At 60.4% G+C, this 14,553-nt stretch carries 19 protein-coding genes; 4 read left to right on the top strand and 15 right to left on the bottom strand.

Annotation, left to right across the window (positions count from 1 at the left end; translation table 11 throughout):
- Window positions 1-271: 271 nt before the first annotated feature.
- A complete protein-coding gene (locus tag ACP5J3_RS05310) occupies window positions 272-604 on the bottom strand; it encodes a hypothetical protein (protein WP_428494720.1) in 333 nt (110 codons plus the stop codon).
- Between the two features lie 129 nt (window positions 605-733).
- Here ACP5J3_RS05310 and ACP5J3_RS05305 point away from each other — a divergent pair, with 129 nt between their 5' ends.
- Entirely contained in the window at window positions 734-1,051 is a 318-nt protein-coding gene (locus tag ACP5J3_RS05305) for a hypothetical protein (RefSeq protein WP_428494719.1), read from the top strand.
- 12 nt (window positions 1,052-1,063) lie between these two features.
- Here ACP5J3_RS05305 and ACP5J3_RS05300 read toward each other — a convergent pair whose 3' ends face one another.
- Together ACP5J3_RS05300 and ACP5J3_RS05295 are read right to left on the bottom strand one after the other, a co-directional pair.
- Window positions 1,064-1,999: an NAD-dependent epimerase/dehydratase family protein gene (locus tag ACP5J3_RS05300; protein WP_428494718.1), complete on the bottom strand. Its 936-nt coding sequence runs from the start codon at window positions 1,997-1,999 to the stop codon at window positions 1,064-1,066.
- Window positions 2,000-2,214: 215 nt separating this feature from the next.
- Window positions 2,215-2,952 (bottom strand): hypothetical protein, encoded by a 738-nt coding sequence (locus ACP5J3_RS05295; RefSeq protein WP_428494717.1) that lies wholly within the window; start codon window positions 2,950-2,952, stop codon window positions 2,215-2,217.
- Between the two features lie 46 nt (window positions 2,953-2,998).
- On the opposite strand from ACP5J3_RS05295, the gene ACP5J3_RS05290 reads away from it, so the two are divergent.
- Entirely contained in the window at window positions 2,999-3,484 is a 486-nt protein-coding gene (locus ACP5J3_RS05290) for a class I SAM-dependent methyltransferase (RefSeq protein ID WP_428494716.1), read from the top strand.
- 127 nt (window positions 3,485-3,611) lie between these two features.
- Window positions 3,612-4,010: a hypothetical protein gene (locus ACP5J3_RS05285; protein ID WP_428494715.1), complete on the top strand. Its 399-nt coding sequence runs from the start codon at window positions 3,612-3,614 to the stop codon at window positions 4,008-4,010.
- A gap of 54 nt (window positions 4,011-4,064) precedes the next feature.
- On the opposite strand, the gene ACP5J3_RS05280 is transcribed toward ACP5J3_RS05285, so the two are convergent.
- The 10 genes from ACP5J3_RS05280 to ACP5J3_RS05235 form a co-directional block, all read right to left on the bottom strand.
- Entirely contained in the window at window positions 4,065-5,954 is a 1,890-nt protein-coding gene (locus tag ACP5J3_RS05280) for a hypothetical protein (protein WP_428494714.1), read from the bottom strand.
- An 82-nt stretch (window positions 5,955-6,036) separates the two neighbouring features.
- Entirely contained in the window at window positions 6,037-6,261 is a 225-nt protein-coding gene (locus ACP5J3_RS05275; protein WP_428494713.1) for a hypothetical protein, read from the bottom strand.
- Window positions 6,262-6,270: 9 nt separating this feature from the next.
- Window positions 6,271-7,236: a trypsin-like serine protease gene (locus tag ACP5J3_RS05270; protein WP_428494712.1), complete on the bottom strand. Its 966-nt coding sequence runs from the start codon at window positions 7,234-7,236 to the stop codon at window positions 6,271-6,273.
- 29 nt (window positions 7,237-7,265) lie between these two features.
- The gene (locus ACP5J3_RS05265) at window positions 7,266-7,475 is read right to left on the bottom strand and encodes a hypothetical protein (protein WP_428494711.1); all 210 of its coding nucleotides are present in this window, start codon (window positions 7,473-7,475) and stop codon (window positions 7,266-7,268) included.
- Window positions 7,469-7,723, bottom strand: coding sequence for a hypothetical protein (locus tag ACP5J3_RS05260; protein WP_428494710.1), 255 nt, complete (start codon window positions 7,721-7,723; stop codon window positions 7,469-7,471). Before ACP5J3_RS05260 ends, ACP5J3_RS05265 begins: the two co-directional genes overlap by 7 nt.
- Window positions 7,714-7,935 carry a hypothetical protein gene (locus ACP5J3_RS05255; RefSeq protein ID WP_428494709.1) on the bottom strand — a complete coding sequence of 74 codons (222 nt, stop codon included), beginning with the start codon at window positions 7,933-7,935 and terminating at the stop codon, window positions 7,714-7,716. The genes ACP5J3_RS05260 and ACP5J3_RS05255 overlap by 10 nt, the downstream gene beginning before the upstream one ends.
- A 96-nt stretch (window positions 7,936-8,031) precedes the next feature.
- Window positions 8,032-8,856 carry a class I SAM-dependent methyltransferase gene (locus tag ACP5J3_RS05250; protein WP_428494708.1) on the bottom strand — a complete coding sequence of 275 codons (825 nt, stop codon included), beginning with the start codon at window positions 8,854-8,856 and terminating at the stop codon, window positions 8,032-8,034.
- Window positions 8,857-8,903: 47 nt separating this feature from the next.
- Window positions 8,904-10,058 carry a hypothetical protein gene (locus tag ACP5J3_RS05245; RefSeq protein WP_428494707.1) on the bottom strand — a complete coding sequence of 385 codons (1,155 nt, stop codon included), beginning with the start codon at window positions 10,056-10,058 and terminating at the stop codon, window positions 8,904-8,906.
- 61 nt (window positions 10,059-10,119) lie between these two features.
- Window positions 10,120-11,058: a hypothetical protein gene (locus tag ACP5J3_RS05240; protein WP_428494706.1), complete on the bottom strand. Its 939-nt coding sequence runs from the start codon at window positions 11,056-11,058 to the stop codon at window positions 10,120-10,122.
- Entirely contained in the window at window positions 11,055-11,564 is a 510-nt protein-coding gene (locus tag ACP5J3_RS05235) for a hypothetical protein (RefSeq protein WP_428494705.1), read from the bottom strand. The genes ACP5J3_RS05240 and ACP5J3_RS05235 overlap by 4 nt, the downstream gene beginning before the upstream one ends.
- A 47-nt stretch (window positions 11,565-11,611) precedes the next feature.
- Between ACP5J3_RS05235 and ACP5J3_RS05230 the strand changes: the two genes are divergently transcribed.
- Window positions 11,612-12,622, top strand: coding sequence for a glycosyltransferase (locus ACP5J3_RS05230; protein WP_428494704.1), 1,011 nt, complete (start codon window positions 11,612-11,614; stop codon window positions 12,620-12,622).
- 1 nt (window position 12,623) lies between these two features.
- Here ACP5J3_RS05230 and ACP5J3_RS05225 read toward each other — a convergent pair whose 3' ends face one another.
- Together ACP5J3_RS05225 and ACP5J3_RS05220 are read right to left on the bottom strand one after the other, a co-directional pair.
- Complete coding sequence (locus ACP5J3_RS05225) at window positions 12,624-13,910, bottom strand: PA14 domain-containing protein (protein WP_428494703.1); 1,287 nt, start codon at window positions 13,908-13,910, stop codon at window positions 12,624-12,626.
- A 51-nt stretch (window positions 13,911-13,961) separates the two neighbouring features.
- Window positions 13,962-14,553 (bottom strand): hypothetical protein (locus ACP5J3_RS05220; RefSeq protein WP_428494702.1); only part of this gene is annotated, 592 nt, incomplete at its 5' end.

The following is a 14,553-nucleotide window of genomic DNA, read 5'->3' as shown; positions in this document are numbered from 1 at the left end:
TGTACTCTGTAGCCAGGACGTGTATGAGGGATAGCCCAGAGCTACTGGCCCCATGCGGGCTCTTACGAGGCCCCACACCGTTGGCAAAAACCCGTGTATTTAAATTTTAGAACGGGTAGAGAGAGTCGGCACTTGGGTGGCACTATTTTAGATTAGGGGCCGGACTCCAGATCTGCAATTCTCATACGTCCTCCCTCCAGAAGTGAGCTAGCCCCCTCCAGGAGGGGAGAGGGCTAGGTAACTCGTAGCCCTTGGCCCGCCCATACTGTCTCTACAGCGCGATGTAGTGTGTATGCCAGTAGAGAGTTGCAGAGATTGCGTCTAGCCCTCCCTCCCTCTCGTGTACGATATTAAGGTATGACACGGCGTCTACGAAAGTGTGTACTACGTTGATCGAAGCCGTCCTCCTCATTTTTGTTTCGGTGGCAGTGGACCCGTCCTCGCTGTCTAGCCTACCGACCTCTGCCCCCGCTACCATCATGTATTTGACGTAGGGAGGGCCAAACACCTCCAGAGCGGGGACAGGTGGCAAATTGGCCCTGGCCTCTATCTCTCTAAAAGGCCCCTCCTCGAACGCATGAAAAGACATGGTGGCAACCCTCACGCCTGCTCAGAGTTCTCCCAGTTAAAAAAGTTGCTAGCCAGTAGCTTGGGCTGGAGAAAGAAGGGGGTAGGCCTCCTCCCTCGCCCTTCAATGCATGGTAAATTTTTAGCTACGGCTTCTGTAGCACACGTGAGGCGGGCAAAGGTGGGGTATTCGGAGCTCGTTATCAGAGACGGGGGCTTCAGCGAGGCGTCTGTCCTAGGGGACCTCATTCTCCGTGGCATGCGGCAACACTTCTCCGTCTCCATGGCGGTTGGCCAAGATCAAGTGCAGTCGGCCATCGACATCGAGGGGCGGATCTCGTCTGTGGAGAGGCTCCTCCCGTTTGAGGTTACCGCAACCGCGCAGGTGCTGGCGGAAACTGTTGCTACTACGCTGTTTGAAGTTGGAGGAGACAGGCGACTGCTGATCTTCGCCACGCCGAGGGTGGGGGTCTTCGCCCTATGAACCGCACAAGCCTCAGGCGTAGCGCCAGAGGTTTTCTCTGAACCACGCCACCGTCTTCCTTATCCCCTCCTCCAGGGTAGTAACCGCCCTCCAGCCGAGCTCCCTAGCCCTTCTGCAACTGGGTCTGAAGCTTATCGGGCTACCGCCCGCCGTTTCGCCCGGCTCGTAGTCCCCGTATACGTACGTAAGCCCCACCTCCCTCCTCACGGCCTCCGCCAACTCTTTGTTCTTCACGGGGCCTGTGGGGGTGCACGCCACGTGGAATGTCTTCCCGACCGCCTCGTCCAGCCTCTCCAACAGCCTCCTGTAGAACGCCACGACGTCCCCTATGTAGACCCACTCCCGCACCGCGTCCGGGCTCCTGAGGACGAAGATACGGCCCCTCAGACCGTATATGATCATCTTGTGCGGGAGCTCGTCCGCCCGCCCGCCAGGCCCGTAGGACGAGGCCACGCGGGTGATGACCGTCTTTACGCCATACGACCTGGCGTACGCGTGGTAGAGTAGCTCGGCCGCCGCCTTGGTCCACCCGTAGACGGAGGACGGGAGGGGGAGGAGCGTCTCCAGGTACTTAGACCTGCCGTGCCCGTAGAGCGCGTTGAAGCTCGAAGGGAGGACGAAAACCGTAGAGGGCATGCGCCTGGCCAGCTCCATCAGCCTGAGGTGGGGCACGATGTTGCTCACGGCGGTGTAGAGGGGGCTTGAGAAGCCCAGCGGGCGGTCGGCCACCGCTATTCCCGCGTCTATAACGACGTCTACGCCAGCCAGGTCCTCGAACTCCAGGTCCTGCGTGGCCTTCCACAGGTAGGTGACGTCTACGCCGCTGAGCCTCCATGCCTCCTCCCGCCTAACCACGTCGTTCCCCTGCACCTCGTAGCCAGCCTCAGTGAGGGCCCTGGCCAGGGCCGACCCCAGGACGCCTGCCACCCCGGTTATGTGTATGCGCATAGAGAGGCAAAATAGCTGTCTTAAAAAAGATGAGCCTCCCAAGCTTGGGAGGCGGACGGCGCCCCTCTCCACGGCACCGACAGAACAGTAACGCGGCCCCCAGCTGGCGGGCGTCGCCACGTAGCCAGGACGCCAGTGGAGGAGTAGCAGGCGGGTGAGGGCCAGCGGCTGGCCCGCCCTTGTAGAGGGCCTGCCCTTAGCCGTGTAGGGGGTCGCTAGAGTACCTTGACTAGCAGGAGGTGGCCTCCCATACACGGCGACGTCAGCGCCCTGTAGCCAGCCCTCCTGGCCTTCCGGTAGACTGAGATCTTCTCGGAGTCGAAGACCCCCCTCTCTGCTAGGTACGCGATGTACCTAGCCCTGCCGAGCCACCTGTCGACGTCTCTAGCGACTACGAACTCCGGGCTGTCGCAGTCCGCCTCGGACTCCGTGAGGCACGAGAGTAGCGAGAGCGCCACCCCGTGGTGGCGGGTCTCGGAGCAGTAGGTCTTCGGCCTCAGTAGCATGAAGTAGTTGAGGATGGGCGCGTCGTCGTGCAACAGGCCTATCGCCCTGTACAGGTACCCCACCGCCACCAGGTAGAGGTCGGCCAGGGGAGGCGCCCTGCCCCTGGCCCTGCAGTAGCTGAGGGCGTCCTCCGCAACCGAGGCTATGGCCACGGGTTCGTAGGAGCTGTACTCTGGCCCGGGGCTGTGGCACTCCACCTCCTCCACGCGCTGTGCTCTACTGGCCACTTCCCATATATAGCCCATGAATATGTAGCCCCCCTTGCTCTCGAAGGGGGGCGTACACACTCCGGCCACGTCTCCCTCACGCGTGACGTAGACAGTAGGGGCCGACCCGTCCCACCGCGGCTCGAACCTGCAGAAGAGGACACAGCCCCCCGCCTCCAGCAACTCCAACAGCTCGCCCCTCTGGCTGAGGAAGTCCCGCCTCAGCTCTAGGATACGCACGGGACACAGGACGCAACGGATTTTAATTCTGTAGTTGAGATGGGCAGTGTGGCCCGACCGCGGCTTCTTCGTCCTCCAGTTCGCCACCGGCTCCGTAGTAGACATAGGAGGCGCGAGCCTCTACCCCTGGACCCTCACCCTTCTGAACAGGAGGCCAGATCTCGTAGTCGACCTCTACGAGGAGAGGATAGACCTCGGCTGGTTTAGAGGGAGGACGAGAGACGGGGCCCCGCTCGTGTTGGGAGACTGCCACAGCCTCCCGCTGAGAGACAACTCCTTCGACACCGCAGTGCTCTCAGACGTCCTGGAGCACGTCCCCGACCCGCGCCGCTGTCTAGAGGAGGCGTACCGAGTAGCCCGGAAGAGGGTAGTGGCCACAGTGCCCAGGGGGTGGCACCGCTCGCCATTTCCGCAGTACACCTACTTCTACGAAAAAGAGGTGGCGGAGCTGATCAAAGGCTTCCACTCGTTCGCCACCTACTTCGAGACGCCGTACTGGAAGGGGTTCGGTATCGTAATCTACAAAAAGTAACAAACCCCTCTTTTGTCTGGTCTGCAATGAAAACATTTAAATACTCGCTATTTTACCTCCCTCATGAAGGTGGTAACTGTAGACGGAGTTGAGAGAATAACTAGCACCTGGGGCGAGTTCTGGGAGGTTGCAAAAAAGGGAACACAGCGAAAAGAGGGTAGAGCTGAAGGAGAGTGGCGAAATGGACGTACACATCGACGTCTACCGCAATACGGTGCAGGCCAGGTTTAACGCAAGCTGGTTCAGGTTTAACATAGTCTACAGCGGTGTTAGGCCCCTCGACGAGGTTATAAAAGAGCTCGCCAAGTCTGTAAGCGAGTGGAGGGTAGTATACTCGGTGAAGTACAGAGCGGAATACAAAGTCTACGAAAGAGAGATATACTACATCGCCGTAGAGTTCGACAGGAGGGGGTACGAACGGCTCGAAGTAGAGCTCCTAACGTTCGAGTGGCCCGACCGGGAGAGGCTCACGTCTCTTATTAGCAGAGCCCTCGCTACGATCGAGACGTACCTAAATAGCTGGTAGTTTTTTCTCCCTGTCTTCTTTGTGGCTTGAAAAACTGGCCCAGGAGAGTAGAGGCTAGCCCCCACTTGTAATAGGCTTCATAATAATATGAGGAGTGAAGAACTTCCACATCCTGGCCGATTTCGGAACCCCGTTCACCCTAGGCTCCAGGTAGACGTAGACAGGAGTGTACAGCCGTGGCGGGAGCTTGAAGAGTATCTTGAGATCGCGTGCCCTAATCTTTCTGTGTCTGTTCCCACGTCTGTCTATCAGCTCGATCTCGACAGCGTTCCGCCTGGCGTCTTCTTCCGTCAGCCCTACCCCGAGTGCAAAAGACAGCTCGACTTCACGCGAGGCCGTAACGGTGACAGGGAAGATGTTACCAGGGAATTCACCGGGGGAGAAAACGCCACTAGCGGGCTTCACGACTACCGCCACTATGTCCTGCGGAGGTGGCAACTGGTTACCGCCTGCCTTCACCCTTACCACAACGGGCGCTTCGCTGGCTAGCGCCCTCCCGGTTTCACAGTCGACCCATGTCAAAAACAGTGCGTTAAGCGCGCCTTCTTCTGGTTGGGGCTCTTCCAGCCCAAGCCTTGCTGGCGTCACTGTAATGACGCCTTCGAGAACGTACGTACCGAGTAGCATGATAATTCCAGCCTGGGCCTTGATATCTGTTATGGGGCCTCCCGGGTCGAACTTCCTGTTCGCCACGCCTAAGTTAAACACCTCTTCGCCAGACGTATACAGCCTAGGCGGAGGCAAAAACTCGAAAACCCTGAACTGGTGGGGCTGGAACCCCCTTGTGGGCAACACGCCTCCCCGCACCTTAACACACACGGGCGTGTCCCTCGCCCCCTCTCTGACGTAGAACGTAATCGGTATGGAGACGGGTTGCGAGAGGCTAGCGACATTTATTTCGTAGAGACCTGAGTCGTACATGAGCCCGATAGACCAGTATCCGCGCTCTCCCTGCTCCAATACCCGCCTAACGGCGGCCTCGCCTGTATATTCAACTACGATACGGTACGAGCTGAGGGGAGGGGGGTGGTCTGTAGAAACTGGCGAGGTGCCAGGGGCATCCCCCAGAGGCTTGTCGGGCGTCTCTATATAGATGGCGCAGTTCTTGACAGGCTCCCATTCCACACCTACAACCTCCTCCTCAGCTTCTCCAGCCCACCTCACCTCTACAGGCTCTGCAGACGAGGCGAGTAGCACCCCGTCCGCAGTAACGACGCGCCACGTAACGCCACAGGTGCTCCAGACACGCAGAGCTCTTAGCCACCTGCCATCTCTACCCCTACCACTACTCCTAACCTTCACCCAAAGCTCGCCCCTAGCGATTTGAGAAGCTACTGTGCCTATAGGCCTCCTGCCAGCTTGCAACTCAACTGGCTGGAGGCTAGACTCCCTCTCCGCAGGAACGAAGCTAATAAAGTACGGAGTCCCGATAAAAACATCGTCGATTCTCACATCTAGGTGCTTGTACTCTCCGCGCACAACCCGTTTGGCAAAATCGTTAAAACAGTCTATTCTGCCATCATAAGAAATGCGTTCTTGAGGACTAGCTTTGACAGGCATATTACGTTCGGGAATTATATCGATCTCTAACTTACGTAAGTAGGGATCTAAAAACTGTCGCTCGTCTCCTATTAATATAACTCCTCTTTCTCTGTCTAGAATAGTGGGGTTGCACTGGTAGCGTAACGCCACATATGGCAGATCTGTCTTGTAGACAAACTCGTACTCTCCATCTAGCGCGAAGAGTCTGTGCGGGCCTATAGGGGCTCTATCCCCCTCAACCAGCCTTTCGTCATACCACACATGTCTGAAGCCTCCGAATTCGCGTACCGTAAGGGAGCCTTCGCGCACCACCCTCTCACCCGCAAACTCATACAATAGCCTAGCATTCGTGAGAACGGATTTCACAACTCTGACGTAGCTATAGGCGACAAACCTGCTCATGTAGAGCTGTCTTCTCTCTATTTTTTTAAAGTGCGTCAAGAAGGGGCACCTCCCACGTCCCTCTCTGTCTAGATGGCCATGGCTAGACCGGAGGCTCTAGAGACAGCTTTATGTGGCTCTTCCCCCTCTCGGCCTCCTCGCACTTCCCCACGCGGATCCTCCTCCCCATGTACTCCACGACCCCCTCGCCGCAGTCCACCGAGACATCGTTAGTGTAGATGTAGAGGTAGGGGGTCCCGTCTTCGTACTGCACGGACATCGGCGGGAGCACCAGCCCGTTGCCTGGCCTATCCGCTCTCCTGTCCATAGACGCGCCTCACACGATCTCCAGCTGGTACTGTACTGGCGGCCTGGGGCGCACCACAGGGGTCAGCCCTAGCGAGGCTAGCTTGCTCGCTGGCATGAGGAAGGAGTAGCTGTCGGACGTCGCGAAGGCTATCCCCACCAAGCCCCCGTCTGGTGTGATGACCGGGGCGCCGCTGTCCCCCCTCTCTATCAGCCTGCTGGTCACGATCGCGCCTTTTACGATCGAGGTGCCGCAGGCCCCGTAGTTCACCTTGACCACTCCGCCGAGCGCGTAGAGGAAGCCCCTCGTTACGCCCGTGGTCCTGCCACTCTTATACACTGTCAGGCCTACGTCCGTGGGGGAGGCGAAGTAGTACCCCCTTATCGGGACGTTGAGAGAGGCCACTATGTTCTCCAGCTCGACGCCCGGGTTGGGCAGGATCTTCGCCACGTCGAGCTCCACCTCGGTCGAGCCGAGCGTGGAGGCCCACGAGACGCGCCCAACCACGTCTCCGGGGTAGGCCCCGCCATCTACCGGGGATGGCTGGAGGTACGCGTTCCCCACGGTGCTCGACAGCTCGCAGACGAAGTCCATCCGCCCGGTGCAGTGGGCGCATGTGACTATGACCTCCTGGCCCGTGTACTCGTCTTTGAACATCCCACCGATGGTGCACGCAGTGCTCGTGGCGGCTGCAGCCGACACGCCAGCTATCACTGGCCTGAACCTCCCGGTCTGCACGCCTGGCGGCGCTGGCTGGGTACCGTTGAAAAACGCAGACGGTTGCGCTACTTCCTCCACGTCGGTGACGTACTCGACCCCGCCGATTTTCACAGTCCGGGGGATTAGCCTGTCTTTCGGGACCGCCTCGGGGGGCAACTTCTTCTTCACGAAGAACACAACCACTGGCTTGTCTAGCCTGTAGAGCACTCCCCCCTTCTTCTTGAAGTAAGTGTAGGCGTACCCCATAACGTTGGGGTCTTTCAGCACCTCTTCCATGTATACCTACACGGTAGCCAGTTAAAACGTTAACTTAGCAACTCCCTCAGCACCTCCCTATCTGCGTCGTTGAGCAGAACCCTCACCGACTCCTTCGCCACTGTGTTGAAGAGACAGAGGGAGTACCTCTCTACGTGGGGCCTCCTCAGCGCGCCGAAGCACACAAACCTGCCCTCCGAAAACGAGATCTTCAAAACCCTGCACCCGGCCTGGTCTGGACACGTAGGTAGCCTCAGCACGATATTTTGTCCGCCTCCACGCATACCGCCCCCTCTATGTGCCTGCACCTCCTGAGGACCACCACGGGCGTCTTGTGGAGGACAGCCCTGGCGTACGCCACGGCGAACTCTACGCACTTCTCCTCGCTGTTGAAGCCGCAGTCTATGGCTGGCCTGTCCACCTCCCCTCTCTCGCCAAACAGCAAGACGACCTCTGTACAGGGCACCTCTCTAGCTATGTAGTAAGGGGCTATCACCACTACCTCCATAGCCTAGACACGATCACCCTGTAGAGGAAGAGGCCGCCTACATATGTGAAGAGTATCGAGAAGAGCCCCTCCACGGTCTGCGCGCTGAGCCGCCCCTTGGAGAGGTCCGCCACAACCTGGGGGGTGAGGGAGACTAGCCACAGCGTCGGGAAGGAAACGAATACCATCAGAGAGAACAAATCCAACATTTTCTTCGACTCCTCCACAGACATGTCATAGAAAGATGGCCCAGAGTTAAAAAGGTGGTGTAGCTAATAGAGGCGGTAGTGGGCGATGTCTTTCGGAGCTGTGCTGGACAGATATGGGGGCTACGTCTGTTGTCGCGAGGCTACTAACGTGCAGATCATGTTGATACCACCGTCGTCGGCGCACTCGGCTGTGAAGCCGTAGGCGGAGGCCAGCTCCGACAGGGCGTTGCGGGTGAAGAAGGTGTAGTGGAAGTTGCCAGGGTAGTCCTGCCCCCCTCCTATCCAGAAGCTGAAGGCCTCGTATAGCATCTTGAAGCCGTGGCCGCCGTAGTTTCTGTCTCTCCTCTTCACCACCTTTTCGTAGATCAGCTCTATGTCTGGCGTTCTGACGACGACCCTGCCACCAGGCTTCACGTGTTGCGCGAGGCGCCTCCACAGTAGCAGTTGCGCGCGCCATGGCACGTGCTCCACGACGTCTATGGCGAGCACCTCCTCAAGAGACGAATAGGGGAAGGGCCACTCGTCTAGTATGTCCATCACTACGTTGACCCCCGGTAGCGCGCGCAGATCTACGTTTACGTACCCGGTCCTGATATCGGCGCCGCACCCCAAGTTTACTTTGAGGTGGTTCGCGTCTGCCCAGTTCCACCCCGCCTTGGTGGCCTGCTCGAAGTCCGAGGGGAGGTCCGCTATGTAGAGAGACGCAGTGGGAGACAGCTCCGAGGCCAGCCTCCTCATGCACGCCTCTTTGCTAGGCTCGTGCAGACCTGCGCAACACGCGCGCTGTATCCCGAAGCTGGAGGCGATGGCAACGCAGTCCCCCCTGGCGCTCACAACCGCCACCTCTGCGTACCTCTTGAGCAGGGAGATCTCGCGCCTCCCGAAGACCCCGCCAAACCCCTCAAGCGTCCCGTCTATGTCGAACGCGACGAGGGGCCGCCCCATAGGCAGAAGCAACCCACTAGTTAAAAACTTCTCAGAAAAAAAGAGCGCTAGCCTCTGAAGGCCTTTACGACCTCTACCAGGATCATCAGCGGGATGATCTGTGTCACAGACTCTACAACTTTTTCTATCTTCTCGCTCCTCACCGCTGTCTTGTCTCCGCCACCCTGCCGCGGGAGGCAACAACAGCCCCCTCCTACAGACACGACGCAACTACCCCCAGCCTCTAGACACGCGTCGGGGGTCAGTAGCGAAGTGCCAGCTGGGCACTGCGGTTGCTGGTACTGGGTCTGGGTGGGAGTCGGCGACGGGCCCAACCAGGACGTGTATGTCGGAGTGGGCCATACGCCCGTCTGCGTAGGCGTCTGGGTGGGAGTCTGCGTGGTGGTGCCCCCGCCACCGAAGAGGTTCGCCAGTAGTTGCGAGAGGTCGATGGTATACTCGCCACCTTCGCCTGTAGTCGTCTGGGATGGAGTTGGTTGCGGGGTGGGTTGCTGGGCTGTCTGCCCTATCGCGCTAGAGATTATGTTGTAGATGTTCTCTTTTGTAGGCGCCACGCCAGGGGGCTTCGACAGCACGGCCTTAACTACCTTGCTAAAGCCGTACTGGAAGTACGGGTAGAAGAGGCCGCAGAAGGCGTACCACGTGTTTATGTCGTTGGTCTTGGTCGGGTCCTGTTTCGCCACGAGGCTGTAAGCGTTACAGAAGGACGACTGGCCAGTTATGTAGTGGGCCATGGCCTCGGCCAGGGCCTCCGCGACCCACGTCCCGGGCAGGCTCCAGTCTACGAGGTAGAAGCTCTGGAAGACGTGGGCCACCTCGTGCGCCGCCAGCTTCGCGTTGTGGTCGCTGTCTCTGCGCCACGTCACGTAGATGTAGCTGCAGTCCTGGGCCATCGCCGTCCCCGCCTCGTACTGGTAGGAGTCGACCACGTCTATAGCTATCTTAGAGGCGCACTTCCACTCCAGGCCGCTACGTATGTACCTACGGACCATTTCGTCGAATAGCTCGACTAGCGCGCGGTCGTAGTTCACGTCGCCAGACGACCTCCTGATGTAGAAGTAGGTCCCCTCGACCCTCTGTTGCGTCGGGGTCGCCGTAGGCGAGGGAGAAGGAGACGGGGTGGCGGTCTGGGTAGGCGACTGGGTGGGGCCTCCGAACAGGCGCTGGATCAGCTCGGTGAGGTCGATCGTGTACTCAGACATATGGGGGGCATGGCCGTGGCTTAAAAAGTCCTAGACCTGGCCAGAGCAGGCGGGAGAGGGGCTACTCCATGAGGAGGGCGGGTGGCGAGCCGAGCCGCGGCCTGCTCTCTATAAACCTCCTGTAGACCTCCTCTGTGGGCCTGGCCACTTCGTTGAAGCGCTTTGCGATCTCTAGTTGCCACGGGGCGACGTACTTCTCGAAGCCCGCGTAGGGGCTCCTCTCCCTGTACCTCTCTGGCACGTGCTTCGCCAGATACACCCCGAAGGACTCCGCCCAGAGCCTGTACTGGAGCTCGTCCCACCGCCCCCTCCAGAACTCCTCGCTACCGGTAGAGTAGCGGTGGACGTAGGCCACTGGCGTGCAAGCCACGTCGTAGCCGAGCCTCGACAGGCTCATGCTGAGGTCCGGGAGCTCGGCGCCGAAGCCCCTCCCGAGGATCACCCTCCCCTCTTGGAGGTCCGCCAGCCTCCTGAGCGCCGACGAGGAGAACGCCATGAGGGGCTCGTAGCTCCACGGCTTGAGGCGGCAGTCGAAGACGTCCACCCTGTTCCTCAGAGAGATCGAAAAGACTGGCCCGTACCACGGCCTGGCCTCGGGGCCCACGCGTGGCCACATGGAGAACGGGGAGTCGAGCCTCAGCCCCTGAGCGGCCCCGTAAGTCAGGGCGTCTGCGCAGAGCCTGTTGAGGTCCCCCAACAGCAGGACGTGCGTGTCTGAGGACACCACGCAGTCGAAGCCTAGCTCCACTGCGTGCCTGAAGCCAGCGTCCCTCGCGGCGCCGAGGCCGTAGAACGCGGTGGATATCCACGTGAAGCCCCCTATGGGGATCAAGTGGACACCGTGGCCCCTCAGCGTGTCCATGTACCTCCTCACCTCTGGCGACAGCTTGTCGAAGACAAATACCGGCACCGCCCCCTGGCGGAGAAACGAGTCGACTGTTATCTTCACCGCGCGGGGGCTTTCGAGGTGGTGGACCGCCAGGACCACCGCCTTCTTCATACCCCGCGCGCCAGCACTGCCCTGTGGTGGTTTACGAAGAGGTCGTACAGCTCGCCAGGATCGTAGGCGAAGCAGTCCACCCTCCTGAGCGGTAGCTCAGTCGGGGAGAACCCCGGGAGCGCGGCCTCTACGCCACACCTGTACAGGCCGTAGTAGTAGAGTGAAGAGGTGGCGAGGGCGTGCGCCAGCGGGGCGAGGGAGCTCCCGCGGACGAGCCTGAGGAGGCCAGCGTAGAACAGAAACGTGGCCTTCGCAGTCTCCACGAGCCAGTCGCCACTCTTCTCCTCGGCTCTAAACTCGGTGTACCCGTGGCAGATCTTATAGAGGTCGTAGGGCGGGTCCTCGGCGGTTCCGTTGCCCCTGCAACGCGGCACCACCCTCAGCCTGGGCCTCCGGGCCACCCTCTCCACTACGTGTAGCGGCGCCATGGGGTGCAGGGCGACGCAGGGGTAGTAGACGCAACGCCTCCAGACGTACCTGAGCAACCCCCTCTTCAAGAGATCCACGTCTCTGCGGAGGGCTAAGCTTTAAAAATGTGCCTCCTGGCGCCTCTGTGAGGGTAGCCATAGTCTCCTCGGCGGCGCTGACGACGCCGCCTCCCTTCTACGGCGGCCTTGAGATGATAGCGTTTGCAGACGCGGTGAGGCTCTCCAAGAAGCACGACGTAGTGCTCTACGCCAAGAGGGGGAGCAGGGCCGTGGCGCAGGTATTCGCAGACGAGTACGGGCTGGACCTGTCTTTCGAAGTCGCCGAGGTGTTCGAGCACTCCGAGGCCCCGCTGAGGGTGGAGGCGGACGTGGTCATAGACCACAGCTGGGGGAAGGTGGCGGCCTCGGCGTCCCCCTCGGTCCAGGTGTTCCACGGGGTGTACAAGACGCCCCACGACGTGCCGAAGCCAGTCGGCGTGTCCAAGACGCACGCCGAGATCCTGAGGTCCCTCTACGGGAGGGCGTGGTACGTCTACGGCCACACGCTTGAGGAGATGTACCGCGCCGGGGACAGCGACAGGGAGAGGCTGTTGCTGTTCCTCGGGAGGGCGGCGAGGGAGAAGGGCCTCCTCAACTTCATAGAGGCGTGCAGGCTCCTGAGGCCGGAGGGGTTTAGGTGCGCCTTCGTGGGGGACGACTCCGCCGACTGGGAGTACGCGCTCCTGGCCTACTCCAGGGCCAGGGAGGCGGGGGTGGAGTGGCTCGGCCTCCAGCCCCACGACGTGAAGGCGTCCCTCCTGAGGAGGGCATACGCCGTGGTCGTGCTACCCCTCCCGCCCTACGTCGAGGTGTTCGGCCTCTGGGCCCTTGAGGCGTTCCTCTCTGGCACCCCGGTGATCACCACGAGGGCTGGCGCCATGGCCGAGTACGTAGTAGACGGCTGGAACGGGAGGCTCACCAGCGGCGACCCGAGGGAGGTGGCCGAGGCCGCGCTCGCTGGCTTCAGGGCGAGGCCCCACGAGCTGAGGACGTACGCGCTGGAGAACTTCTCCTCGGAGGAGATGGCCAGGAGGCTGGTGGAGATAGCCCTAGAAGAGGAGGCTACAGGCCCTGGAGCAAGAACTCCCCGTAGCTGAGCTACCTAGTCGGCGACAGGAGCCTGGTCGGTTTGTACTGGAAGGTCCTGGCGGGGGCGCCGACAGGCGAGGCGTACGTAAGCGGGCTCTGCGTAGTCGGGGCCCGGATCCGTATGCCATACACGGGGAGGAGCGGCCTCACCGGGGTGCCATCTGGCATGACCAAGCCCATAAGTAGCACCCAGGCGCCACCACCCTCGAACCACTTCACGGTGAACCTGTGCCACCCGGCGGACAGCGACGCAGTCTGGCTTTTTAGGGCAGGCCCCTGGTAGACCCAGTTGTCTATCACGAGGTTGCCATCTATGTAGAGGGCGAAGCCGTCGTCGCTGATCCACTCTATGGTGTAGGTCCCGCTTTGCGGGAGGTAGATCATGAAGTCGTATATCAACGCTATATAAGTGCTTCTACCGCTGAGTCTAATGAACCAGTATGGCATCATATCGCCCCTCCAATCGTAAAAAATATTGAAGATCTCGTAGTAGGTCGAAGGTGGCCAATACCAACAGCCACTGAACCACGCCAGGTCTATGGGCAACAGAGTAGACGTGACGAAGGTGTAGTCCGCGCTCGGTGGCTTGCTGTTTGTAGTCGCCCCGCTGTATATCTCGGCGTAGACCATGCCGTCGAGCGTGTTGGCGTTGTGCCACCTGGCCCTGGCGTTCGATATGAGGACCGGGGCGTTGCCTACCCTGTCCACACCGTCGGGCCCTATCCAGTGTATTAGGCCGTTCGCGGGCGGGCACGGGTCCCGCCAGCCGCAGGAGTACAGCCGCTGGACCTCCGTATCCGACAGCTGTCTGTTCCAGACGAAGAAGTGCGCAATTACGCCATCCAGGTTATACAAATCATTGATCGTCCACCCTCCGAGTCTAACTGGGTTGTTCACCGACCGCGAGCACGGAGAACCGCAGAGCTGGGACGGAGTCGTCCGCGTCCCGTTCAGCCAGATCACTGGCGGGTACGCCGAGTTTGGGTACGTGTTCGGCATGCTTACGGCCAAAAGATAGGGCTGTGTGGAGAAGGAGTAGCTGGGGCCGTAGACGTCGGCACAGCCCGTGTTGACGCCGACGCCGCCACAGGAGAACCATATATCGTATAGGTTCATCCCGAACAGTATCCTGTCGCCCCACGCCCTCGGCACGAACCACGAGGCGAACGTGGTGTAGGGGTTGCCGAACTGCGAAACGTTGAACCTGACTAGGTGGCCAGACCCTCCAGTGGAGTAGTTGCCGAACGGGTACATGGATATGCCAGTCGGCAAAACGCGGGAGGCCGCCAGTGGCACGGCTGTGCTGCGCCAGCTCTTTAAAAAGCGGGCGGGCGTCCACTGGCCTGGCTAGTACGCCAGCTCCATTACGTAGACCGTCCCCGTCGCGGTCGTGTAGCCGTAGAGGGCGCCTGTGTAGTTGAGGACTATGGCCGCGCCTGGGGCGACTGGGAATTTGGCCGAGGCCGAGGAGGGCCCTACATACACTGTGCCAGGGGTGCCGTTGAACAGGGCCACAGCGACCCTGTTCCCGTTGGCCCCGACTATGAGGGCCGCAGTGGGGGTGAGGGTGAGGGTGAACGTGTTCAGCGTCCCGCCCCTCAGCCTAGTGGCCGCCACGGTGCTGTCCCTCGCCAGCCCCACGAAGTCCTCGCTTATGGCGACCTTCAAGTTGCCAGCGGTGGTGCCGCGTATGTCTACGAAGTTGGCGCCGGGCTGGTTGGGGCTGGTCACAGCGAACAGAACGGGGAGCGGGTGGACGTAGATCCAGATACTGGTGATGTACCCGGTGCCACCGGTGACGTAGGCGTCGACGCAGATGGTGCCCCACTCGTTCATCGCGCCGCTCACCGTAGCGCTCGGCCACACCCAGCTGGTTGTCGTGGCAGTTATCGTGGCGCTCGAAGTGGTGCCAGTCCTCGAATCGCGTATCCTTACGTAG

The sequence above is a fragment of the Pyrobaculum sp. genome (assembly GCF_049971835.1).
Taxonomy (GTDB): domain Archaea; phylum Thermoproteota; class Thermoprotei; order Thermoproteales; family Thermoproteaceae; genus Pyrobaculum.
The sequence above is the reverse complement of the archived record's forward strand: the minus strand, read 5'-3'. Positions and strand labels throughout refer to the sequence as shown.

Excerpts from the sequence above, each read along its gene's own strand:
- ACP5J3_RS05300 (WP_428494718.1), bottom strand. The coding sequence starts at position 1,999 with ATGCGCATACACATAACCGGGGTGGCAGGCGTCCTGGGGTCGGCCCTG.
- ACP5J3_RS05280 (WP_428494714.1), bottom strand. The coding sequence starts at position 5,954 with ATGAGCAGGTTTGTCGCCTATAGCTACGTCAGAGTTGTGAAATCCGTT.
- ACP5J3_RS05275 (WP_428494713.1), bottom strand. The coding sequence starts at position 6,261 with ATGGACAGGAGAGCGGATAGGCCAGGCAACGGGCTGGTGCTCCCGCCG.
- ACP5J3_RS05270 (WP_428494712.1), bottom strand. The coding sequence starts at position 7,236 with ATGGAAGAGGTGCTGAAAGACCCCAACGTTATGGGGTACGCCTACACT.
- ACP5J3_RS05260 (WP_428494710.1), bottom strand. The coding sequence starts at position 7,723 with ATGGAGGTAGTGGTGATAGCCCCTTACTACATAGCTAGAGAGGTGCCC.
- ACP5J3_RS05255 (WP_428494709.1), bottom strand. The coding sequence starts at position 7,935 with ATGTCTGTGGAGGAGTCGAAGAAAATGTTGGATTTGTTCTCTCTGATG.
- ACP5J3_RS05250 (WP_428494708.1), bottom strand. The coding sequence starts at position 8,856 with ATGGGGCGGCCCCTCGTCGCGTTCGACATAGACGGGACGCTTGAGGGG.
- ACP5J3_RS05245 (WP_428494707.1), bottom strand. The coding sequence starts at position 10,058 with ATGTCTGAGTACACGATCGACCTCACCGAGCTGATCCAGCGCCTGTTC.
- ACP5J3_RS05240 (WP_428494706.1), bottom strand. The coding sequence starts at position 11,058 with ATGAAGAAGGCGGTGGTCCTGGCGGTCCACCACCTCGAAAGCCCCCGC.